Genomic DNA, 22,307 nt, shown 5'->3' with positions numbered 1-22,307 from the left:
CCGCATCATAGCCAAGCCCCATAGTAAGCCTGAAAGCGCATGCCCCACTTTGGGGCAGAAGCATTTCTAGGGGGAAAGGCGGCTACACCGCCATGAACCGCAAATTCGTCCATCAATTGCATTCGGGTAAGCCAGAGAAATGTTGAGGATCAACCAGGCAATCGCATCGCCGCGAACAGCGCATTGGCGACCTCCGGCCCGGCCACGTCACCATGATCGGCAATGAATTCGTCAGCCAGCAAATTGGTAATGCGCGTGGGCGCCCAAGGCGGATAAACAAAGCTCCCCTGCTCCAGCTTCGACGCAGTTGCTTCTTGCTGCATTCGCATGGCGCCGTTGCGGCCAATTCCTCCAAACTTGTCAGCGGGACCGCCGACGGCCGCCCGCTTGTCCCCTGAAAAACGGGACGCAATAGCATATGCGATACCAACAGCCATGTCGTTGCGGGTGTGGGTCACGATGATCGGTCCCAACACCCTGTTTTCGACAATGACTGACCGAAAAAAGCCCGCCTTCCCATCAATGTTCGCGGCAAAGCCATTATGGGAGAAGGCCCCCTGGAGCAGGGCCAGAGATTGCGGACGAAATGGTATCCCACCAGCCACGGCAGCGGTCACCACGCGCGCGCCGAAACTGTGCCCGGCCAGGTGAATATGCAGGTCTGGCCGCCCTGCCCTGATCCCGGCCAGCACCTTGTTAAGACCCGCGCCGATAGCTCCGGCGCGCTCCTTCATTACATAATAGGTCGAATAGTTGAGCAGGCGCCATGCCCCGCCCTTGGCCCCGTTCCAGAAACCGGCAAGGCTGGATGCACTACCATCCGCATCCATGGCTCGGCCCTCGTCCAACAGCGCAGTCACCCCGCCGCCACTGTCTCGATCATCGGCAAGTTCGACCGGATCCGAAAGCGCGTTCAGAATATCGTCGCCCTTGTGCGGGGTGAACAAGCGCGCGGAGTTATCATCTTCGGTATCACTTGGCTGTGGGAGCATGGCCTGAAGCGCCTCGACGAAATCCGTGCGTGCTTTCGCCCGGTCTTCAAGATCGGGCAATGCGGCCTTGGCGCGATCGAGAATGGCAGGATCGATGCCACCCAACAATTCACCGAGCCGGTCCAGCTTGTCCGCCAGCAATCGCACATCCCCCGCGCCCGTGATGCTGGCGCTGCCACCTCCAGGATCGGCGCTCGGTCGTAGGGCATCGTCGGTAAACCGCTTCGAGGGCCAGTAGACGCCGACGACTGCAATGCTGCGCGCCTGCTCCGCCTCCCTGTCGATCGTCGAGCGCAGATTACCGAGCAATTCCTCATAGAGCGCGCGCGCTTCAGCGATGTCGTTGTTCCAGCCATGCGACAATATCAGCAGTTCGGTGATCCCCGGATCGGCGAGCGCTGCAGCCGCGGCCGAATGATCTGATGCATCGACGGCGCCCTCCTTGGTGAAATCGAGCTTGAAGAACGGAAAACCGGCTATCGTCTCCACTATCTTTCTCCCGTTTATACCGATTGAATGGCACGCATGAGGTCAACCAGCCCCGATCCTTGGAAATAGCGCTCACGCCCAAGATCCGTCGCCGTCTTCATGAAGATCGACTTCACCTTCAGCGGCTGCCCGATGAACTCGCGCCGGGCGGACAGGAAAGCCGCGATCACACCCGATACATGTGGCGCCGCCATGCTCGTGCCGCTGTCTTCAACATATTGGGACAGAACCACTGTCGAGCCATCGCTCGCCTTTTCCTCGGTCGCGAGCGCCCCCAGCTTGTCGCCACTGGAACAAGACAGAATACGCTCTCCCGGCGCGACCAGATCCGGCTTCAGTCGTCCGTCACCCGTCGGTCCCTTGGACGAGAAATAGGAGATGCCATAGACATGCGGCATATCTCTGTGGGTCGAGCCGACCGTGATCGCGTCCTCGGCATTGCCCGGATCATTGATCGTGATGTCCAGCCCGGCAGCACGTGGCCCGGCGCTCATCGGCTGGTTATAGCCATAGCCGGTGTTGCCGGCCGCCGCGACGACGACGACCCCGGACGCCACCGTGCGATTGACCTCGACACAGACCGGGCTTTGGCCGCAGGCGAACCATGCCGGTTCAAACCCATAGCCAACGCTGAGATTGACGCCATGCACCAGCAGACGTCGCCCATGGCTGTTCAATTCCTGGATATATTCCAGCGCAGCGATGATGTTGCTGGCCTTGCCTTCACCGTCATCGTCCAGAACCTTGAGGCTCAGGATCTTGGCCTTGGGCGCCATCCCTCCCATCGCCCCCGTTTCGTTCCTGACCTTGTAGGTCGTCTTGTCGCCATTTTCCTCGAACTTCCTCATTTCCATAATGATAGCGTTCGCTGCCGCCACAGGCGGATCGGCAGCGACGACCGGATTCTGCCGTCCAGCAATGAATTCGCCGGCAATAATGCCTGCGACATGAGTGCCATGCCCGGCCACATCCACCAGCGCAGATGGGCGTTCCTTCGGTTGCCTTGATTCATCCAGCGCCGTGAAATCGAGATGCTGGAGCGGCTTTTCGAGATCGAGCGTCGCATGTGTCTTGAAATGCGGGTGTTGACCGTCGACGCCGGTATCCAGCACAGCCCATATGATGTCGCTGCCCAAGGTTCCAAACGCAGTCCGCGCCGCGTCCGCCTTTACCGTGCTGACCGATTTGTTGGTGCGGGCCTTGATCGGGTGGTCGAGCCAGATCTTATAGATTGCACGACGTGGAGCCGGTCCCTTCGCCGGACTGGCTTCAGAATGAAGCGCAAGGTCCACCTGGGCGAGCGCCACAATCTCGTCGCCACTCAGCTTGGCGAAGACATATTGCTGACTATAGCGGTTCTTTAGCTCGCTCAGAGCCTCCGGCCTTCTGATCTTCTCCTTTATGTAGCGCTTGATTTGCTCGCGCGCCGCCTGACGCCCGCCAGGATAATCCAGGTTCGCATCGATGATGATATCGATCGATCCTTCACCCGCCTGCTTGATCTTCTCGATCAGCGGAATGGACAGGAGCGAACGATTGAGATTGTCGGGGTCGAATTCAACGGACTGTTTCGACGCTCCATCCTGTTCCTCTGCCATGGGACATTCCTCATCATCTTCGGGGAAATGGGGTGCATCACGGGCCTATTTCATCGCGCAGGCAAAGACGCTGATATAGCTCTGGGTCCGTGCGCCATTGCTCGACCTGATCGAATAGATCGCGCCGGTTCGTTCCTTCACGGCATTGGCGATCGCTGTCGTAGCAGCATGCTCGCCTTCGCCTCCGTCCTCCGCCACATAGTGAGCGCCCATAATGAATTGCCCGGTCTTTTGACGGGCGAGGGATAGCGAAACGATCCGTACCCGCCCCAACAATACGCCTGGAGCCAGGGCCTGCCTGCTGTTCGCCGCGCGAACCAGGACTTCGGCGGCTCTCACGGCCTGGGCATAGTTTTTATCGCTCGCCGGCCCCTCGCACCAGAAGACGTCCACGTCCCATCCATTGTCCGCATTACCACCAATGACCTGGGTTCCGACGCGTGGTTCCGGGGATGCATCGACGATCGGCTTCGTCCAATCGGGCGTACCGATGGTGCCTTTGACCTGCTCGGCAGTGAGTTGGTCGCGGTCCATTTGCGCCCCGGTGATGGTGGTCCGCTTGAACTGCGCGCCCGAGAATATGACCCCGACAAGATCGGCACCGGAAAGATCCACATTCTCCAGAGTGGCGCCGACAAAGCTGGCGCCGGATAGTTTGGCGCCGACAAAGTTCGACCCGGTAAAAATGCCCTTGTCGAATATTACCCCGGTCAACGTTGCGCCAGCGAGCGCGCAGTCCACACAGCCCGCGAGTCTTGGAACCTTGTCGGCAAGGGAGAGGCCGTCGAGGATCGCACCGCGGGGAACGGCGCCGCTACCAACCAGGAAATTCAGGGCATCGATGCGCTGTTCCGCCATGGTTTGGGGGGAGGATATCATCGCCTGTGCCTGGTCGATCGTCATGGAGCGCGTAGCGGGTGCGGCCTCACCCGCTACGGGGATCGCCGCATCTTGCGGACTGTGCCGCCAAATCATGACAGCCACCGCCGCAAGGCCGACGATGCATGCAATGAGGAATGGCCTGGAAAGCCCTTTCAATGTCGCAAACCCGCTGGTCCGCAAAGTTGGCGGTAGTGCGGCGGAAGAACCGCCCGGCCACTCGCCCGGACCCGCATAGTTTGCAGCCCCCCTCGCGGGTTCGAATTCCGGTGGAGAGAGCGTAGTGGGCGGTACGATCTCCGACGCCGGAAGGGCCATTTTACCTTCCTCGTCGATCGCACGCCAGTTCAGATCGAGATCGACAAGCTTCGCAAGCAACGAATAGGCGGCGCCCAGCGTCCCCGGATCATCCAGTTCGGCAGGTCTCTCTATAACCGGCAACCGCTCTCCAAAGCTCCAGAAGGCGATCTGAGGCAGATAGAGCCGGCTGAGCACGCGCAGTGGGGAAACGCCCTCCGACACCCATTCGCTGAAAAAATCGCCCATGGCTTCGGCGACAATGCCTCGCCATCGCTCGGACTGCTCATATTCGGTCCGTCGGTCGTCTCTACTCAACAGAGGAACGACCTGCAGTCGGGCGCGCTCAACAGGCAGGCGCTCCTGCGCCTGGCGAGCGAGCCGAGCGACTGCGATCGTGCCGTCGATGCTTTGCCGGTTGGCGGTAAAGAGCATGATCAGGGCATCAGGCAGCAAGATGGTGCAGATGCCGCCGATGTCCGACACGCCGGTACGACTGTCGATCAGGACAAGATCATAGGCCTCGCTCCACTCCATGCGCAGTCTTGCGAGATGATCGCCCAGGCCATGCTCCGTGAACAGCTTCTCCCAGTTGAGGCTCTGCGCCTTGGCGGCATAGTTTCCATGGTCGCTTCCGGCTCGGATAAGGTGAATCGGCGCCGCCAGATACGGCCCGTTGAACTCGGTGATGCACTGCCGCCAATCGATCGGCCCCCCGTCCCTTATGCCGATCAACATGTCGACGAAGCCGGGAACAACCTCCCACTTGGGGTCCGCCTTTCTCTCCAGCAGGCCCGGCTGGTCGAAATAGCGTTCGATACCTGGCGCCTCCAGGTCGAAATCGATAACCAGCACGCGGCGCCCCAGTTGCGCAAGCACCGCCGCGACATTGGCAAGCGCCATCGATCGGCCGACACCGCCCTTGTATGAATAGAATGTGATAATGCGGTTGGTACGCGGCGACTGGCTATCTTCCGCGGCTTTCATCGCGGCAGCCCACCCAGCTTATATGTCCACTCTCCAGGAGACAATTGCGTGCGCGTCACCTGTTCGGGGCGGACGATCACACCGGCAGGATCATAGGGCGGCGTTCCCTCTATCAAGCGCCGGATGGAATCGGCCAGGCCGTTCAGCTCATTCTGGAATTCGACATGGACCGGTGTTCCGCGCCACGCCCCGTTTAGGCGGAACCGCGAGAAATTGAGGGTGTGCGGTCCGCGACCGCCTTGCAAAAGGTCAAGATAATTGTCACCGTCGTGCCACTGGATGGGGATTGTCAGTGTCCGCCCGTTGGCCAAAAGCCCCGCGCGTTCGGCGCGCTCGCGAAAGGTATGCCATTCCGCCGAACACCATATCGACGTGAAATACGGCCCGGATAGAAGCGAAAGCAGGCAACGCGAATCCCGAAGCGCATCGAGAATCCGTGTCTGGATCACCTGGCCATCGTCGACGCTCGCTTCGTCCCAGAAGACCTTGGGCTCGCGCCCCAGCTCCAGTTCTAGCCGCGGCACCAGTTCGGGCAGGAACTCTTCCTCGATCCACTTTAGGCTGAAGCTGTTCCGTCGATAGCTGACGAATACATCATATTGATAGTCCATCGCCATGTCCCCTGACATTACGACAACTCGCCCAGGAGCTGCTCGACTATGGTCTGCATGATCAAAGGATAGGGCATCACCGCAATATCCCCCTCGCGGAATCTGCGGTGATGGCTGGCGACCGCGTCGTCCTTAGACCAGCCGCCATCGACATCACTGAGCAAGGCCATGATCTCATTGTCGATCGCCTTCACATCGGGATTTTCCTGGGCAAGCAACGCCGCTGCACCACCGGTTCGCGCAAGCGTGAAAATCGGCCCATGACCGGCGTAGATAGCCGCCTCCGCGAGGACTCCTTCCATCCCGCCGATACAGACCATCGCGATCGGGCTGTTGTCTTCGATCATCCGCTGGCGCATCTCGTAGAGGCTTTGCGGGCATTGCTCGGCCACCGGCCCACCGCCCATCACGAAGCGTTCCTTCGGATCGGCCGGGACCCAACAAGCCTTGGCCAGACCAAGATCGATAAGAAGACGGCTATCGCCGGGGATAACGTCCCGCAATATTTCGGACTGATAGATGATGACCTGTGCGGGAGGACGTTCCTCGCGCGATTCCGCCCGGACCGGCGGCCGATATTCACCTGCCACGATGGACACCAGCGGCGAGATCGATGGATGACCGCCGAATAAGAGCCGTCCGCCCTCCGAGAAGACAGCACGCGCCAGGCTGACTACCGCCTGCTCGATCTGAAATGCGGCGTCGTCGATCTGGCGAAACCGGTGATCGCGTTCTGTATCAGGGACACTCGCGGAAAGCAGAATGCATCGGCCTTGCAAGCTGTTCCCATGCGCGACGGGCATCAAAGCTTCCCCTGCAGCATCAGTTTGGCGGCCCTGGCGATCTGGCCTTCATCGACATGGTGCAGCTTGCACAGGTCAGCGAGCCACATCGTCCGTGTCTGGATGGCGGGCTCCATAAGGCGGGACAGCCCGATCAACACACCGTCCTCCAGGTGCTGAATCTTGCCATGTGCTCGATGGAAGTCTGGCGTGTCAGGCGGATAAGGACTCAACCAGACCTGATAGGTCTTCCCACCACCTGTGACTTTGAACGCGCCATCACCCGATCGATGAGGAAGGGCTCCCGTTTTCCGATACACGGCGCCCTCAAAAGAGTGTTCGATCATGCGGCGTCGGGCCACGAGCGCGCGGTCATGCGTCTGCTTGATTTCCTGCACAATCCTTTCCAGCGCCGCCGGCAACAGCGTGGCATCCTTGTCGAATTGGCCTCCTGCAAAATCGGCCAGCGGCACCGTCCGGCGGTTTTCCGGTTCCAAGCTGGCCTGCGGCTGGCCTCCAGGCAGCAGGAGACCGAGCAGACCCAGCCCGCACGTCTTTGCAACAGCTATTTCATGGGCAACCCATTGGGACTCATCCAGCCGTTCGGATTCGAGGAGAAGGACCATCGATTTGTCGCCTAATTCCTGGGACAGCCTGGACTGGAAATTGACGCCGGGAGGGATCCGGAAATGATCGAGAAAGACATTGAACCCGGCATGGGACAGGGCGTCGAACAATTGGATCGCGAGCGCAGCGCTATCGATCTGACGATAGCTGATGAAGATGCGCGGCTGGCGTGTCGTGATATTGGCCGTCGCCATCACCGCGGGCAGCGTCTGCGCCGCATCAACCTTCCAGAAATGCGCGTTGGCGGGCGTAGCCGCAACGGGCAGGCGGCGGCTCAGCCCACCTTGACCCGACCATGGAAAGAGCGGCAGGATCGGCCAGCCGTTGTGCGCCCAGTCGGCGCTGAGCCTAACCAGCTCATCAGTAGGTAGCGAGTGATCGTCGCCTACCAGCACAAGCAACTTCTCGACGCCATGCTCATGCCGTGCATGACATTGTCCAAGATCAGGAGCCGATCCGCCGCAAGCGGCGGTCATGACCGAAGCCCCCATCGGCCCCGTCAGTTCGGCATGGAGTGCGCTGGCAATGTCATGTTGGCTGTCTATCGCTTTCCGCGATCCGTAAGCGGCCAGAACGATGAAGACAGGGTTAGCGAGCCGCAAATCCCTGTAAGCCGTGCATCGCACCCGCCCCGCACCATCCTGGTTATGGACGATGACTTCCGCTCCATCCCGCATCTTCCTCGCCCTTTCGATGCTAACGTCCCGTCAATGCACATCCCCTAGCCACGACGACAACCCCGCGGCTTCTCCAAGAAAACCGGCTATTTCACCCCATCTTTCAAGACCGGCCCTATCGAAGACCGAAGCATTGTTCGCTGTCGCCTTGATCTGCGAAAACAGGATCGCGCCCTCACCGTTCCAATCTGGCGAAACGCTACCCCGCCGTCGCGCCAAACATCATCCATTGTGGCTGGAACATCATGTTATGCGGCGCTTCTGCTTCAGCCGCATGCAGCAAGGACAAATCATATTTTGAATCGGATTTGATCACAGCCATCACATCGAATTTCACAAATTCGAAAACGCAAACGAATCAATCAATGACCTAGTATACATAGCATAAATTTCTCAATCCACCTGACAAATCACCATCAATTTTTACAATTATTTCAATAAAGTAAATAAAAATCGATTTTAACAAGCAAAATAGGCATTTTTACTTAAGAGATCAAATTTATTGCATAAATTTCGTATAATTTTCGAGAGTTAGCCAGTCGGATTAATAGAACGCTTGCCGCACAATATGCCAATCGGCGCGTCACGTGGCGAGCATGACCGTCCCGGAGACTGACGCACTCTCGCAAAATATAACCATTTTTGATCAGAAGCGGACGAACGGCGTGGACCGGAACAGCCCGCAGCCGGTTAAGGCCATCACGATCTCGAAGGATCTGGAAGTTGGCACGGCGGCAACTCCCATGCACCATTGGTGCGGGATCAAGCGCAGACGGCAGGTAGGCAATTCCTGGCCCTTGTGGCCATAATCTCGGTCCAGTTTATGATCGCCATTCCGACGACCAACCTTTGAACTGCGACGCCGCTCTTTATCAGATCGAGATATGCAATTTTCTCTGGAAGCCCTGTGCGTAGCCGCGATTAGCCTAACGGCAGTACATCAATGCACGTCACTTCAATATTCTCGTTCTACCGACCGAATTTTCCAGCCCAGTGGATCGCGTTCGTAAGGATGCGGCGATAATTTGGATCGTCGTAGCTTTCCGGCAAATGTCCGAGCGCCGAGTAGACGACACGCCCCTTGGTGGCTGGATTGGTCCAAATCACCGGATGCGATCCCATCGTCAGCTTGGCGCCGGGGTGATAGCTCGCCTCGTCGATCCGGGCGAGTATCGTCATGCCCTGCATTTTCGGGTTCGCATCGAAGGAATACCATTCATCGACGGGCGCCCAAGGCATGGTCACGCCAGCCATGACGGGATGCCGTGGTTGGTCGACGATGACTTGCGCGGATTGAAACTGATCCGTGCCTCCCGGATGCCCGATGAATTTGGCGCCGATGATCGTCCCAGTATACCAGGGCGCCTTGTGGCTGTTGTCTCCGGCCGCGTGCAGCGCCACCACGCCACCGCCGCGCGCGACGAAGCGCGCAAAGGCTGATCGCTGCGCTTCGGTCAGGAAATCGCCGCTCGCGCTGTTGAGAATGATGACGGAAAAATGCCGTAGTTGTTCGTCGTTGAAGATTGCCGCATTTTCGGTGGTGTAGCTGGCATGTCCCAGATTGGCGGCAATATCAGCCAGGACCATGTTTGAATGAGGTATATGCTCGATATGCCGCCAGCCATTGGTCTTGGACAGGATGAGCACCGCCTGTTTCAGGTTTTTCGGAAGGGTCGGGGCAGCATTATCATAGGTGGGGGCGGGCAGATGAGGGTTGGGCGCTGCCTGTGCCATGGTCAATAGCGCGATAGTCGCGAATATTCTGTACATCTTCTCTCCTTTGGCGCGCTGGCCCATGACGTTGCTTGTCGCACGCCCGGAAGCGTCGTCGGTGGCTGGACCGGCCCCTTTGCCCACGGTGGAAGGAGCAAAATGCGGCAGGTAAAACGGGCTGAACCCAGCGTGTCGAGTCAGATCACCCCAGCCTGCATCTGCTTGACCGCGTGATCGGCGGCTCGGGCGGTCATCGCCATGAAAGTCAGCGATGGATTGACGCAGGACACAGAAGCCATTTGGGCCCCATCGGTGATGAACAAATTGGCGGCGTCATGCGCCTGATTCCATTTGTTGAGCACCGACGTGGCGGGATCATGCCCCATTCGGGCGCCGCCCATTTCATGGATCGCCTCACCTGGCACATGCTTGCCGCGACCGCCGGTCACGTTCCTAAGCCCCGCCTTGCGCAGCATCAGCATGCCCTGTTCCAGCGCATCGTCCATCATCCTGATTTCATTGTCGCGGAAGCGGACGTCGAAGCGCAACAGCGGCGTGCCGAAGCGATCGGTCTTGCTGTGGTTCAGCATGACGCGATTGTCCTCATAGGGCAGGCATTCCCCAAAGGCGCCCATGGTAAAGCGCCACGGCCCATATTCGCGCATCCCGTGCTTCATGGACAGGCCAAAGCCTTCAGGCGCGGACGCCTGACGGCCAGCGCCACCCTGGAAGCCGTAGCCGCGCTTGAAGGGCAGATCCTCCGCTTCCAGATTGCGGAAGCGCGGCACATAGACGCCGCCGGGCCGTCGGCCATATTCGACAAATTCGCTCATGCCCGGAATGTCGCCCGACACGCCGACACGGAAGATATGATCCATCACCGCGCTGCCGAGCGCACCGTTGGAATGGAAATAGCTGCGTTCGCTGCCTGCCGGGCGGGAGTTGAGCAGGATGTGGAGCGAACTCATCGCTGATGCGCACAAAAAGACCATACGGGCCTGAACAACTTCCACCTGGCCAGTATTGGCGTCGACCATCCGGACACCGGTTACGCGCTTTCGGGTCGGGTCATATTCCAGGTTCGTGACCCAATTGTCCGCACGCAGCGTCAGCCGACCCGTAGCGCGGGCGGCGGGCAGGGTGACGGCCTGCGTCGAGAAATAGGCGCCGAAACTGCAGCCCCGGTCGCATTGTGCCCGCTTCTGACAGCGGGTGCGATTCTGCTCGGGCTTGTCTTGCGTGATGTTGCTGAGGCGCGCGTTGATCAGCTTGCGTCCGGGAAATTCGCTTTCCAGCCGTTCTTTCAGCCATTTTTCGGCGACGTTCATCGGAAAGGGCGGCATGAATTCACTGTCGGGAAGATAAGGCAGATTTTCCCGGGCACCCGAAACGCCGATATAATTTTCGACATAGCTGTACCAGGGCGCGACATCGTTATAGCGGATGGGCCAGTCGGTCCCCACACCCTCCTTCTTGTTGGCCTCGAAATCGGCCTGGCTCCAGCGGAAGCTCCAGCGCCCCCAGGTCAGCGACTTGCCACCGACCACTGACGGGCGAACCCAGTTGAACTTGTTGGGCGCGTCATAGTCGTAGGGGTTGAGCCGGTCGTTGATAAAGAAGGGCTGGGTGGCGGGCGAGACCCAGCCGTTGAGCGCGAAATAATCGCTCTTGGCAAGGGCAGCCGGCATCCTGCCACGCGCGGGAATGTCATAGGCCGACTTGCCGTCGAAGGGATAATCTTCCCCATGTTCGACCATGCGACCGCGATCGACCATAAGGACGCGCAGCCCCTTTTCCGTAAGCTCCTTTGCGGCCCAGCCGCCGCTGACGCCCGAACCAATGACGATAGCGTCGAAACGATCTGTTGCTGCCATGATTTTGCCCTTCCGATAAGCGTGTCGGAAATGAATGGATCCAGGATCGAAGGCGATTGCCCGCCCTATGAGGAGAAGATCCGCTTGACCTTCGCATAGGGGTAGGCCCCGTCATATTCGCCGGGGACGGGCAGATATTCGCGTTCCTGCGTGATGCCGATTTCGGACGTGTAATAGCCGGTGATGACAAGCTGGCGGAACGCCTCGAAAAAGGGAGTTCCACCTGGCAGTTCGCCGTTCATCGCAAGGGTCAGCAATGCGTCCTGCTGCGCGGCCGAGGCTTTTACGGCCGGCTTTTTATAATCGGCCATGCTGCGGGCATCGATCGCGGCCAAACCGTCGAAGATCGTTGCCCGTTCATCGGTGATCGCCCAGTCGCCCAGCATATGTTCGATATATTCGGGCACGCCTGCAGCAATGGCGCCGGGCGTATCGGATGTCGGCAGGATGCGTTCGCTCAGCGCCGTGACCAGCGCTCTTTGTGCGGGCGTGAAGATGATCTCAGGCGCGCCAGTATTGATGACCGGGTTAGGCTGGTAGGCGATGGCCCGCGCAAGCGGGGCGAAGATGTTCGCGCCCAGCGCGCCGACGATGGACGCGAGCGCCGCTCTGCGGTCCATTAACGCCCACCATCATGAAGGTCGCCGGCCGGGCGGGATTTCTCAAGTTGAGATATGGATATTGAAACCGCAGATGCAAAAATCGATAGCGCTATCATTTTGGCGCAATTTGCAGATGCACAAGAGTATCTCTTGGTCATTTTCCTCACCCATTTATATTATTAGTCGCGTAAAATAGGCATGAAATGTCACGCCAGTCAATGGGCACGGGCGCGGTGGCATTTATTCTGGTTAGCGCTATCAATATTGTTGTGCCAACTGATCTTGCGCCAGGCTGGTCGCGATGGAGGGCAACCAGGAGCACCGGCAGTGCGGGCATTGGCTGGCAATCCGACGCAGCCCTCTATTTTCCTCCATGATCGAGAAATGCACCGAGGCTATGCCGGCCGCCGGCGATAACGTCGCAAGACCAAGCTTGAGCATTGGGGCGCTCCGACAGGCGAAAACACCTTCTCGATGTCGATTAAACGGCAGCAGGTCACAATCCGCTTTACGCTTCTCAATCGAGTATCTGCCGTTTGTGCGATTTTCCCGTTGCGCATTTTCCAGGCAAGATATCCGTTAAAATCGGATGAGGATCCGTTGGAAATTGGCTGCGGTCGCGCAAAGCGAAGCCGCCATATTTTATTTCAGCGCCCAACGAACCGGTAAGAAGCCAATATTTGCTCCCGCTCCTGTAACCCGGCAGTCAGAAGGATAGCACCGCCACAACTCAAACGCGTATCCAAATGACCGAAGATGGTTAGTTCGCGATATAATAGTCCTTTGGGAAATCCTGGCCCTCATAGGCCTTGCGCATGGTCCAGGGCTGGGCCGGCACAGTCCAGTAGCTGTCGGACGCGGGCAGGCCGAGCGCCAGCAGGCTTTCCGAGGTGATATACATGCTGCCGGCGTTGGAATAGACGTCGCCCAGGCTCGGCTGGTGCCGGGCGAAACCGATGGTCAGGAAGCCATCGGCATCGAAATTGCTGGGATCCGCAAAAATGCGGCGCTGTGTCGCCATGGTCGCGGCGCGCACCTGGCCCTCAGGCAGCTTGGCATGGAGCAGCTTGCGCCAGGCAAGATAGGCGAGCGGCTGGTGAACCGCAGTGCGATAGGTGAGCGAACGGCCGACCGGCGGGAAGGCGCCGTCCGGGCCGATCATCCGCTCCAGCGCCTCACCGAAACGCTGCATCCGCTGGATCTGGATGGCAAGCCGCTCCTTGGGATCGAGCGCGTTGAAGCGCGCGTTGCAGCGCACCAGCACGTCCCAAATCTGGGTCAGCATCGGGTGGATGACATAGCTGTTATACATGTCGAAATGGAAATGCTCGCCATCGGCATACCAGCCGTCGCCGACATACCATTCGCTGAACTTGCGCAACGCCAGATCGACCCGGATCGGATCCCATTGCGCCCCGACCGACAGCAGGAACACCTCGTTCATCGCCGCAAACAGCAGCCAGTTGGTATAAGGCGGCGCGACCCGGCGCAGCCCCTGTATCTCCTTGATGATCCGGTCCTTGGTCGCCCGGTCGAGCGGATCCCACAATGTCTGCGGCGCGCGCAGCAGGGCGCTGGTGAAATAGGCGGAATCAACCAGCGGTTGTCCCTCCGCCTGCCAGAGCAGATAGTCGGGGCTCTTGGGATCCACACTATGGGCATAGCTCGCCAGCGCCTGCCCACGTAGCCGGGCGCGCAGCCGCCCTTCCGCGCCATCGGTATCGGGCAGCGCAAGCCAGGGCGCGATGCCGTCGATCAACCGGCCAAAGGCTTCCAGAAAGGCGACCTTGGGATTGCGGCCATCCCAGGTCGGGCTGAGCTCGGGCCTCCATTGCGCCTGCAACTGCCCCCTGGCCATGCGCGACAGCACGGGGCTGGCCATGCGTTCGAGCAGCGCCAGGGCATAGCTGCGGTCGTCCGCATTGGCGGCGACGGGCGCGGCCTCCCCGGCTTTAGCAAGCGAGGGCATGGCGGCGAAAGCGGCAGTGCCGGTCGCCATGCCAGTCAGGATCGCGCGACGGTCGATATGGCTGGTCATGATCAATCCTTGGGCGGGGTGAAGTCGAGGGACTGGCCGGCGACATAGGCATCCCAGGCGGCACGGGTGGAAAAGCCACCCTCCCCCTTGTTCCAGGCACTACCGGAATAATAAACGAAGGGCTGGCCCGGCTTGACCGTCAGCAATATGAGCTGATTGTCGGCATCCGCGCGGATATCGGCGATCTGCGCCGGATCGACCCGCAACGCCAGCGCCATACGGCCATGCGCGCCATCTTCCGGGCCCCACCAACTCACCAGGCCGCGGGCCCGATCTACGGTCAGGTCGCCCGCCCCCTGTCCCGTGGTGCGCTTGCCGATGCCGATGCCGACCGTCAGCGGCGTCGCCTTGTCCGATCCTATGGTCGAGACCAGCCGGGTAAAATGGGTACCGAGCGGAAGGGTGAAACGCCGCGTTTCCCATACCTTGCGATCGACATCGACTGGCCAGGGCGCATAATCGACGCTGAAGTCGGCGACCTGTCCGCCCGATTTCAAAATATGGGCACGGACATAGTTGCGCGAGGTCCACAGCTTGTTGTCATGCCAGATGCCAAGGCCGCCCGCGCCGCGCGTGGTGCCGACATTGTAGAAGTCCAGTCCCTCGCCATGATAGCCATGCTGGTCGCCGCTGCGTAGCTGGCGATCGGCGAAGGGCCAGGCCACATTCTTGCCCCAGCTGTCGATCCCCGATCCCGATGGCGGCTCGGCCGCCTCCAGCGCATGGCCGTAGATGCGATGAGCGGTCTTGTCATTTTCCCACAGCAGGTCGTCATAGCGATAGGATGCAACCAGTGCGACGGCGGCGGCCGCCTGGCTGGGCGGTGGCGGCAGGCGCTTCTCGACCGGCAGACGATCGCCCGCCCCATCGCCTTGCGCCAGAGCTGTGCCGACGCAAAGACCGATCGCCAGCAATCCGATCGACAGATACGGCCCCCGAATGCGGCGTGACCATGCTGTTGGTTGGGGGCGGTTCACCACAGGCTCCTCTCGATTATTTGTATGATAAGCTGATAAATCATCGAATCAAACTTGCCAAGCCCTTGCTCACATTGCCGCAGGCTGGCAGGCTCGAAAAAGAATATTCACTGGAACGACATCATGGCCAAAGCCGCCTCACTTGCCGACATGCTCTACACCAAGCTGGAAGAGGATATCCTGTCCGGCCGCATCCCGCCCGGATCGCGCCTGCCCGCGCAAAAGGACATTGCCGAGCAGGAAAATGTCAGCCGCACCGTGGTCCGCGAAGCGGTCGCCCGGCTGGAGGCACAGGGCTTTGCCGTCGCCCGCCAGGGATCGGGCGTGTTCGTGTCAGATGCCGCGCGCTACCGCGCCTTTCAGGTCACCAAGGATGAATTGTCCGAGCTATCGGACGTGATCAAATTGCTGGAAATGCGCCTGGCGATCGAGACCGAAATGGCCGGTCTTGCGGCTGCCCGCCGCACGAACGAAGATATTTCGGCGATGCGCGACGCACTACGCCGCATCCGCGAGGCCGAGGATCCGGCCATCGCCGCCACAGCCGACAGCCAGTTCCACATGGCGATCGCCCGCGCGACCCGGAACGATTATTACGCCCGCTTCGTCGAATTTCTGGGCGTCCGCCTGGTGCCGCCAAGCAGCCTCTACCTCAAATATCAGCCAGAAAGATCGCACGACGCCTATACCCACAAGGTCAGCGACGAGCATGACGCGGTGCTTGACGCCATCGTCCGCATGGACATCGAAAAGGCGCGCCATGCCGCCCGCCATCACATGCAGGAAAGCCTTTTGCGCCATTCCGAACTCAACGACCTGATCAGCCGGGACGAACGATCGGCTGACTAAAGTCTGACAATTGACATCCCCCTCAAAGTTGTATGATAACCTGATCAACACGATCAGAGTCGTGATGAGGGAGGCTGGATATGAACAAGGCGTTTCCGTGCGTCGCCATGTCGGTGAGCATGCTGGCCATGATTGCGGCCTCGGCCCCCGCACTGGCCCAGGCAGAACCCCAGCCAACACCCCAGACCGATGCAGCACAGGGCGAAGCCACGACTGCCGACATCGTCGTCACCGGCTTTCGCGGCAGCCTGCAAAAGGGGATCGAACTGAAGCGCGAAGCCGTGGGCGTACGCGACTCCATCGTTGCCGAGGACATCGGCAAATTCCCGGAGGCCAATGTCGCGGATTCCCTGCAGCGTATTCCGGGCGTGTTCCTCAGCCGTGACGGCGCATCGAACGAGGGTCAGCGCATCAGCATCCGCGGCCTGGGATCGGAATTCACCGTCACCACCATCAACGGCGCGCCGGTGCGCACGACATCGTCACAGAATGTCGGCAGTTCGACCCGCGACTTCAATTATGACGTCTTCCCGTCCGAACTGTTCGGCCGTGTTGATGTCTACAAGACCCCGCTCGCCAATCTGGAAGAAGGTGGCATCGGCGGCAATGTCGACCTGCAAACGCCCCGCCCCTTCGACAGCAAGGACCGGGTCATCCGCTATACCGCCCAGGCCAATTACAATACCCAGTCGAAGAAGTGGCAGCCGCGCGGATCGCTGCTGCTGAGCGACACATGGGGCGATTTCGGTGTGCTGCTGGGCGCGGCCTATGCCAAGAATGTCAATGAACGGTCCGGCTTCCAGTCGACCGGCGGTTATAACAGCTCGGTTATCGGTTCGCGTGCCTATGCCGGCCCGACCACGACCGGTGGCCCGTTCCAGTTCCAGCTCGACCTGGACAATCCGCTGGCCAATTATGGATCGCTGACCCGCGACCAGGTGGCCAACGCCTATATGCCGCGCTTCTACCGCGTCTTCACCTCGAACAATGAGCGCGAGCGGCTGGGCCTGGTCGGGTCGCTGCAATATAAGTCGGATCGGCTGGAACTGAGCGCCGACGGCATCTTCTCGCAGCTCAAGGATCAGGCGGACGAGTTCACCTTTGGCGTCGCGGTGCGCAACTCCCGCACCGTGCCGGGGTCGACCAGCGCGCCGGGCACCGGCACCAATTCGGGCCTGATCCCGCTCGACGTAAAGATCGACGAATATAATAATCTTTACGGTACGTTCGGGAACAGCAGCTTCATCAACGAGAATTTCTTCCGCAATGCCCGCACCCGCTTCAAATATGGCATCATCCGGGGCGTCTATGACTTCACCGACAATCTGAAATTGTCGGCCCAGGCCAATCTGAGCGAGAGCAACGCCCGCTACACCGCCAACCGGATCGTCAGCAACATCTATGGCGTGACCAGCACCTTCGACCCGACCGGCAATGTCACCTATCCGACCATCAGTTCGCCGGTCGATTTCACCGATCCGTCAAACTACACCACGCCGACGCTGGGCTTCTCGCTCAACCGCGAGATCGACAAGCAGAAGACGGCACGCGCCGTGCTCGACTGGTCGCTGCTGGACGATGGCGAACGCCGGTTCGCGCTCAAGATCGGCGGCAGCTACGTGAACACGGGCAAGCGCATCTCGACCCAGGACGGCAGCAGCATCGCGGCCGGCAAGCTGGCCGGCCTCGACGTCTTTTCCTACATGGATCCCTATATCCAATATGGCGCGATCCGCGACGGCGGCAATTCGGGCTATCCGTCCCAATTTGCGAGCTTCCCGCGCTCCTTCGTGATGGACTATCTCGATGCCAACGCGGCGAACGAGGCGGCCAACGTCAATCTCAACGCTGCCTTCAACGCGAAGGAAATCGTCAAGACGGCCTTCTTCGAGAGCAATTTCGCCCTGCCGCTGTTCGGCAAGGAACTGCGCGGCTATGCCGGCCTGCGCTATTCCGACACCCGCACCATCATCAACAATTATCAAAGCGCGGGCGCCGGCGTCTTCCTGCCACAGCGGCGCGAGGGCGGCTATGAAAACTGGCTGCCATCGGCCAGCCTGGCCTATGACCTGACGTCCAACCTGCTGCTGCGTGCGTCAGCCGGCAAGACGATCACCCGTGCGGCGCTGACCGCCATTGCCGGCGGCACCATCGTGCCCAATGCCTTCAATCCCGACGTCACGGTCGGCAATCCCAATTTGCGGCCCCAGGTCGCGACCCAATATGACGCCGGCGTCGAATGGTATTTCGCCCCCGGCGCACTGCTGAGCGTCGGTGCCTTCAAGAAGGACATTACCGATCGTGCAACCGCGGTGCAGGACTTCGTCACCTTCGGCTCGCTCGGCCTGCCGTCGAGCGCGTTCAACACGACCTCGCTGGGCTTCCCCGGCGGCACCATCCCGGACGATTTCCTGATCCGTCGGACCCAATATATCAACCAGGGCCAGTTGAAGCTGAAGGGGCTGGAATTTGCCTATCAGCAGAATTTCACCTTCCTGCCCAAGCCGTTCGACGGGCTTGGCTTTACCGGCAGCCTGACGCTGATCGACCAGAAGGGCGATGATTTCGTCACCACCGAAGGAACGCACGTGCCGATCTCCTTCGTGCCGGAATATAGCTACAGCGCGACGCTCTTCTACGAAAAGGGCCCGTTCGCGATCCGCGGTTCCTATAATTACCGCGCCAAGACCGGCATCACCTCGCAAAATACCGGCAACGACCAGATTCCTTATACCGCGCCGCAGGGCTTCCTCGACGGAACGATCAGCTACCGGTTCAGCGATGCGTTGGAGGTGCGCGTTGATGCGCTGAACATCACCAACGAGAATGTCTACATCTATTACCAGGATCCGGACGGACCGAAGGGCAATGGCCAGTCGCGGCGCGACAACAGCTTCTTCAACGGCACCACCATTTCGCTCGGCATTCGCGGCAAATTCTGACCCCTCCCCCCTTGGGCGCCGGGGACTGCACGCCCCGGTGCCCATCTTTTCACGAGACGATCATGACCATGCCGCACCCCGCCCCGGATAATATCGATGATGCCATTGCCGGCGCCAGCGATCGGGCCAGCCGCTATCGCTGGATGATCTGCGGCCTGCTGTTCGCGGCAACCGCGATCAACTATGTCGACCGACAGATGATCGGCGTGCTCAAGCCCGTGTTGCAGGCGGAGTTGGGTTGGCGCGAGAGCGACTATGCCAATATCGTCTTCTGGTTCCAGTGCGCCTATGCACTCGGTTTCCTGGCAATGGGCCGCTTCATGGACCGGGTCGGCGCGCGGATCGGCTATGCCGCCGCCTTCACCTTCTGGACGCTCGCCCATGCCGCCCATGGCCTGGTCAGCGGCATTGCCCAGTTTATCGCCGTCCGCTTTGCCTTGGGCATTGGCGAGGCCGGCAATTTCCCGGCCGGCCTGAAGGTCGTGGCCGAATGGTTTCCGCAGAAAGAACGGGCGTTGGCGATCGGCCTGTTCAACGCCGGCGCCAATGTCGGCGCGATCGCCACGCCGCTGATCGTGCCCGCCATCACCATCGCCTATGGCTGGCGCGCCGCCTTCATCGTCACCGGCCTCGCCAGCCTGGTCTGGGTGGCGGCCTGGCTGTTCATCTATCGCCGGCCAGAGGATCATGCGCGCGTATCCCCCGGTGAACTCGCCTACATCCGCAGCGATCCGGTGCGCGCCAGCGCGCCCATCCCTTGGTCGCGCCTGTTCACCATCCGCCAGACCTGGGCCTATGCGCTGCCCAAATTCTGCATCGATCCGATCTGGTGGATGTTCCTCTTCTGGCTGCCCGATTTCCTCGGCAAGCGTTACGGCCTCGACCTCAAGAGCTTCGGTCCGCCGCTGGTCGTCATCTATCTGATGTCGGACGCTGGTAGCGTGCTGGGCGGCTGGGCATCGTCGCGGCTGATCGCGCGGGGCTGGAGCGTCAATGCAGCACGCAAGGCGACGTTGCTGGCGTGCGCGCTGGCGGTGCTGCCGGTGGTGACCGTCCAGTCGATCGACAATCTCTGGGCGGCGGTGCTGCTGATCGGTCTTGGGACCGCCGGGCATCAGGCCTTTTCCGCCAATATCCTGACCCTGCCGTCCGACCTGTTCCCGCGCGCCGCCGTGGGATCGGTGGTCGGCATCGGCGGCACGGCCGGCGCGATCGGCGGCATGCTGATCGCCCAGTTCGTCGGCTATGTGCTGGACATGACCGGCAGCTATGCCCTGATCTTCGCCGTCGCCGGCAGCGCCTATCTGGTGGCGCTGGCGCTGCTCCACATCATCAGTCCCCGTCTCTTGCCTACTGGAGAGCTTGCATCATGACCTTCCGCTCCTTCGCGCCGATCATGCTGGCCTGCGCCATCGCCGCGCCGGCCCATGCCGCCCAGCCCGCCCGCACGCCGATCGAGGCGGCGGTGAAGCTGGCCGACTGGCAATTGGCGCGGCTCGACGATCTGTCGCACATTCCCAGCGCCACCGATGAAACGCGCAAGACGCGCGGCTGGGAACAGGCGGTGTTCTGGGTCGGCATGACCGCCCTCGCCGACGCCGGCGCACCACCCCGGATCGAGGAAGCGATCCTGGCCATGGGCCAGCGCAATGGCTGGAAGCCGGGCGACAATCTCTATTTCGCCGACGATCAGGCGATCGCCCAGGCCTATCTCTGGGCCGCAGCCCATGGCGCAGGCAAGGATGCGCTGGCGCCGACCCGCGCCGCGTTCGACACGGTGGTCGACAAGCCGGCGGTCACCACCCTTGCCTTCGCCATCCCGCCCCAGGGCTATGGCGCGACCGAATGTCTCAAGCGCTGGTGCTGGTGCGATGCGCTGTTCATGGCGCCGCCGGCCTTTGTCGAACTGTCGCGCCAGACCGGCGATGATCGATATATGCGCTTTGCGATGAAGGAATTCTGGGCAACCACCGACTTCCTCTTCGACCCTGCCGAGCATCTCTATTATCGCGACAGCCGCTTCTTCGAGCGGCGCGACGACAAGGGGCGCAAGCAGTTCTGGAGCCGGGGCAATGGCTGGGTGTTCGGCGGCATCGCCCGCGTCCTCCCGCTATTGGCGCAGGACAGCCCCGATCGCATCCGAATGGAGGCGCTGTTCAAGGAGATGGCCGCCAAGATCAAGACGCTGCAGAAGCCCGACGGCTATTGGGCACCCTCGCTGCTGGCGCCGGAAAATGCACCACCCGAAACCAGCGGCACGGCCTTTTATACTTATGGCCTTGCCTGGGGGATCAAGGCCGGGCTGCTGCCCCGCGCCGAATATGAACCGGTGGTGCGCAAGGGCTGGGCCGCGCTGCAAAAGGCGATCCAGCCCGACGGCCGACTGGGCTGGGTCCAGCAGGTTGGCGACCGGCCCGACAAGGTGGCCGCCAGCGATACCCAATATTATGGCGTCGGCGCCTTCCTGATGGCGGCGACCGCGGTGGCCGCGCTCGACGCGCAACGCTGACGCGCGGGAGGTCCAGCGGCATGTTCGAGAAAACCTATTACGCCACCCATCCCGCGATGATGGACGGCGCCAGCAATGAGGATCTGCGCGACCGGCATCTGGTATCCGGCCTGTTCCGCGCAGGGGAAATCACCCTCACCTACTCCCATGGCGAACGCTTCATCATCGGCGGCGCGGTGCCGGGCGCGGGGACGCTGGACCTGCCATGCCAGAGCGAGCCGGAAAGTGCGGCCGGCCATCCGCTGCTGGAACGGCGCGAGATGAGCGTCGTCAATATCGGCAAGGGCGACGGCACGGTCCGCGTCGATGGCACTGACCACAGGCTTGCCCGCTATGAAGCGCTCTATATCCCGATGGGATCGCAGGCGGTCAGCTTCAGCGGTGAAGGCGCGCGTTTCTATCTGCTCAGCGTCCCGGCGCATACTGCTTTCCCGCTACGCAAATTGTCGCAGACGGATAGCAACCCGATGCAGCGGGGCAGCCTGGAGACGTCCAACGAACGAACCATCTATCAGTTGATTCTGCCCCATCTGTGTCAGAGCGCGTCGCTGTGCCTGGGCCTCACCCGGCTGGAGCCCGGTAGCGTCTGGAACACCATGCCGCCCCATGTCCATGAGCGGCGATCGGAAATCTATCTCTATTTCGATCTGGAAGATGAGGATAGAATCTTCCACTATATGGGCCAGCCGGACGCATTGCGGCACATCGTGATGGAGAATGAGGAGGTTGTGATCTCGCCGCCCTGGTCAGTGCATATGGGCGCGGGCACCCGCAACTACAGCTTCATCTGGGCCATGGCCGGCGAAAATCTCGATTATGAGGACATGGACGTCCTCGATATCTGCCAGTTGAAATAAGGGGATG

General features: G+C 60.7%; 18 protein-coding genes. 5 read left to right on the top strand and 13 right to left on the bottom strand.

Annotated features, from left to right (window positions below; all coding sequences use genetic code 11):
• Positions 1-149: 149 nt before the first annotated feature.
• The 13 genes from U0025_RS01185 to U0025_RS01125 all read right to left on the bottom strand — a co-directional run bounded on the left by U0025_RS01185 (position 150) and on the right by U0025_RS01125 (position 15,143).
• Complete coding sequence (locus tag U0025_RS01185; RefSeq protein WP_004210648.1) at positions 150-1,481, bottom strand: hypothetical protein; 1,332 nt, start codon at positions 1,479-1,481, stop codon at positions 150-152.
• Positions 1,482-1,495: 14 nt separating this feature from the next.
• Positions 1,496-3,079 (bottom strand): S8 family peptidase, encoded by a 1,584-nt coding sequence (locus U0025_RS01180; RefSeq protein WP_004210647.1) that lies wholly within the window; start codon positions 3,077-3,079, stop codon positions 1,496-1,498.
• A gap of 45 nt (positions 3,080-3,124) precedes the next feature.
• Complete coding sequence (locus U0025_RS01175; protein ID WP_004210646.1) at positions 3,125-5,242, bottom strand: KGGVGR-motif variant AAA ATPase; 2,118 nt, start codon at positions 5,240-5,242, stop codon at positions 3,125-3,127.
• Positions 5,239-5,853, bottom strand: a complete 615-nt coding sequence (locus tag U0025_RS01170; RefSeq protein ID WP_323156749.1) for a toll/interleukin-1 receptor domain-containing protein — start codon at positions 5,851-5,853, stop codon at positions 5,239-5,241. The genes U0025_RS01175 and U0025_RS01170 overlap by 4 nt, the downstream gene beginning before the upstream one ends.
• Before the next feature lie 17 nt (positions 5,854-5,870).
• Positions 5,871-6,656: an SLOG domain-containing protein gene (locus tag U0025_RS01165; RefSeq protein ID WP_004210644.1), complete on the bottom strand. Its 786-nt coding sequence runs from the start codon at positions 6,654-6,656 to the stop codon at positions 5,871-5,873.
• Complete coding sequence (locus tag U0025_RS01160; protein WP_004210643.1) at positions 6,656-7,939, bottom strand: toll/interleukin-1 receptor domain-containing protein; 1,284 nt, start codon at positions 7,937-7,939, stop codon at positions 6,656-6,658. Before U0025_RS01160 ends, U0025_RS01165 begins: the two co-directional genes overlap by 1 nt.
• 199 nt (positions 7,940-8,138) lie before the next feature.
• The gene (locus U0025_RS01155; protein ID WP_323156748.1) at positions 8,139-8,264 is read right to left on the bottom strand and encodes a hypothetical protein; all 126 of its coding nucleotides are present in this window, start codon (positions 8,262-8,264) and stop codon (positions 8,139-8,141) included.
• Positions 8,265-8,908: 644 nt separating this feature from the next.
• Complete coding sequence (locus U0025_RS01150) at positions 8,909-9,709, bottom strand: ThuA domain-containing protein (RefSeq protein WP_004210642.1); 801 nt, start codon at positions 9,707-9,709, stop codon at positions 8,909-8,911.
• Between the two features lie 140 nt (positions 9,710-9,849).
• Entirely contained in the window at positions 9,850-11,526 is a 1,677-nt protein-coding gene (locus U0025_RS01145) for a GMC oxidoreductase (RefSeq protein ID WP_004210641.1), read from the bottom strand.
• 65 nt (positions 11,527-11,591) lie between these two features.
• Positions 11,592-12,146 carry a gluconate 2-dehydrogenase subunit 3 family protein gene (locus tag U0025_RS01140; RefSeq protein ID WP_004210639.1) on the bottom strand — a complete coding sequence of 185 codons (555 nt, stop codon included), beginning with the start codon at positions 12,144-12,146 and terminating at the stop codon, positions 11,592-11,594.
• Between the two features lie 240 nt (positions 12,147-12,386).
• Positions 12,387-12,569 carry a hypothetical protein gene (locus tag U0025_RS01135; protein ID WP_139278852.1) on the bottom strand — a complete coding sequence of 61 codons (183 nt, stop codon included), beginning with the start codon at positions 12,567-12,569 and terminating at the stop codon, positions 12,387-12,389.
• A gap of 319 nt (positions 12,570-12,888) precedes the next feature.
• Positions 12,889-14,166, bottom strand: a complete 1,278-nt coding sequence (locus U0025_RS01130) for a DUF2264 domain-containing protein (RefSeq protein ID WP_004210638.1) — start codon at positions 14,164-14,166, stop codon at positions 12,889-12,891.
• A 2-nt stretch (positions 14,167-14,168) separates the two neighbouring features.
• Complete coding sequence (locus U0025_RS01125) at positions 14,169-15,143, bottom strand: DUF4861 family protein (RefSeq protein WP_004210637.1); 975 nt, start codon at positions 15,141-15,143, stop codon at positions 14,169-14,171.
• Between the two features lie 123 nt (positions 15,144-15,266).
• Here U0025_RS01125 and U0025_RS01120 point away from each other — a divergent pair, with 123 nt between their 5' ends.
• The 5 genes from U0025_RS01120 (at position 15,267) to kduI (ending at position 22,300) form a co-directional block, all read left to right on the top strand.
• A complete protein-coding gene (locus tag U0025_RS01120; protein ID WP_004210636.1) occupies positions 15,267-15,992 on the top strand; it encodes a FadR/GntR family transcriptional regulator in 726 nt (241 codons plus the stop codon).
• Positions 15,993-16,072: 80 nt separating this feature from the next.
• Positions 16,073-18,934, top strand: coding sequence for a TonB-dependent receptor (locus tag U0025_RS01115; protein ID WP_004210634.1), 2,862 nt, complete (start codon positions 16,073-16,075; stop codon positions 18,932-18,934).
• Positions 18,935-18,996: 62 nt separating this feature from the next.
• Positions 18,997-20,307, top strand: coding sequence for an MFS transporter (locus tag U0025_RS01110; protein WP_004210633.1), 1,311 nt, complete (start codon positions 18,997-18,999; stop codon positions 20,305-20,307).
• Positions 20,304-21,443 carry a glycoside hydrolase family 88/105 protein gene (locus U0025_RS01105; RefSeq protein ID WP_004210632.1) on the top strand — a complete coding sequence of 380 codons (1,140 nt, stop codon included), beginning with the start codon at positions 20,304-20,306 and terminating at the stop codon, positions 21,441-21,443. The genes U0025_RS01110 and U0025_RS01105 overlap by 4 nt, the downstream gene beginning before the upstream one ends.
• Positions 21,444-21,463: 20 nt before the next feature.
• Positions 21,464-22,300, top strand: coding sequence for a 5-dehydro-4-deoxy-D-glucuronate isomerase (gene kduI, locus U0025_RS01100; RefSeq protein ID WP_004210631.1), 837 nt, complete (start codon positions 21,464-21,466; stop codon positions 22,298-22,300).
• Positions 22,301-22,307 lie beyond the last annotated feature (7 nt).

It is taken from the genome of Sphingobium yanoikuyae (assembly GCF_034424525.1).
GTDB lineage: Bacteria > Pseudomonadota > Alphaproteobacteria > Sphingomonadales > Sphingomonadaceae > Sphingobium > Sphingobium yanoikuyae.
The sequence above is the reverse complement of the archived record's forward strand: the minus strand, read 5'-3'. Positions and strand labels throughout refer to the sequence as shown.

What these genes read in the sequence shown, in the direction of transcription:
- U0025_RS01180 (WP_004210647.1), bottom strand. Translation starts at nt 3,079, where the DNA reads ATGGCAGAGGAACAGGATGGAGCGTCGAAACAGTCCGTTGAATTCGAC.
- U0025_RS01175 (WP_004210646.1), bottom strand. Translation starts at nt 5,242, where the DNA reads ATGAAAGCCGCGGAAGATAGCCAGTCGCCGCGTACCAACCGCATTATC.
- U0025_RS01170 (WP_323156749.1), bottom strand. Translation starts at nt 5,853, where the DNA reads ATGGACTATCAATATGATGTATTCGTCAGCTATCGACGGAACAGCTTC.
- U0025_RS01165 (WP_004210644.1), bottom strand. Translation starts at nt 6,656, where the DNA reads ATGCCCGTCGCGCATGGGAACAGCTTGCAAGGCCGATGCATTCTGCTT.
- U0025_RS01160 (WP_004210643.1), bottom strand. Translation starts at nt 7,939, where the DNA reads ATGCGGGATGGAGCGGAAGTCATCGTCCATAACCAGGATGGTGCGGGG.
- U0025_RS01150 (WP_004210642.1), bottom strand. Translation starts at nt 9,709, where the DNA reads ATGTACAGAATATTCGCGACTATCGCGCTATTGACCATGGCACAGGCA.
- U0025_RS01145 (WP_004210641.1), bottom strand. Translation starts at nt 11,526, where the DNA reads ATGGCAGCAACAGATCGTTTCGACGCTATCGTCATTGGTTCGGGCGTC.
- U0025_RS01140 (WP_004210639.1), bottom strand. Translation starts at nt 12,146, where the DNA reads ATGGACCGCAGAGCGGCGCTCGCGTCCATCGTCGGCGCGCTGGGCGCG.
- U0025_RS01135 (WP_139278852.1), bottom strand. Translation starts at nt 12,569, where the DNA reads ATGCTCAAGCTTGGTCTTGCGACGTTATCGCCGGCGGCCGGCATAGCC.
- U0025_RS01130 (WP_004210638.1), bottom strand. Translation starts at nt 14,166, where the DNA reads ATGACCAGCCATATCGACCGTCGCGCGATCCTGACTGGCATGGCGACC.
- U0025_RS01120 (WP_004210636.1), top strand. Translation starts at nt 15,267, where the DNA reads ATGGCCAAAGCCGCCTCACTTGCCGACATGCTCTACACCAAGCTGGAA.
- U0025_RS01115 (WP_004210634.1), top strand. Translation starts at nt 16,073, where the DNA reads ATGAACAAGGCGTTTCCGTGCGTCGCCATGTCGGTGAGCATGCTGGCC.
- U0025_RS01110 (WP_004210633.1), top strand. Translation starts at nt 18,997, where the DNA reads ATGACCATGCCGCACCCCGCCCCGGATAATATCGATGATGCCATTGCC.
- U0025_RS01105 (WP_004210632.1), top strand. Translation starts at nt 20,304, where the DNA reads ATGACCTTCCGCTCCTTCGCGCCGATCATGCTGGCCTGCGCCATCGCC.
- kduI (WP_004210631.1), top strand. Translation starts at nt 21,464, where the DNA reads ATGTTCGAGAAAACCTATTACGCCACCCATCCCGCGATGATGGACGGC.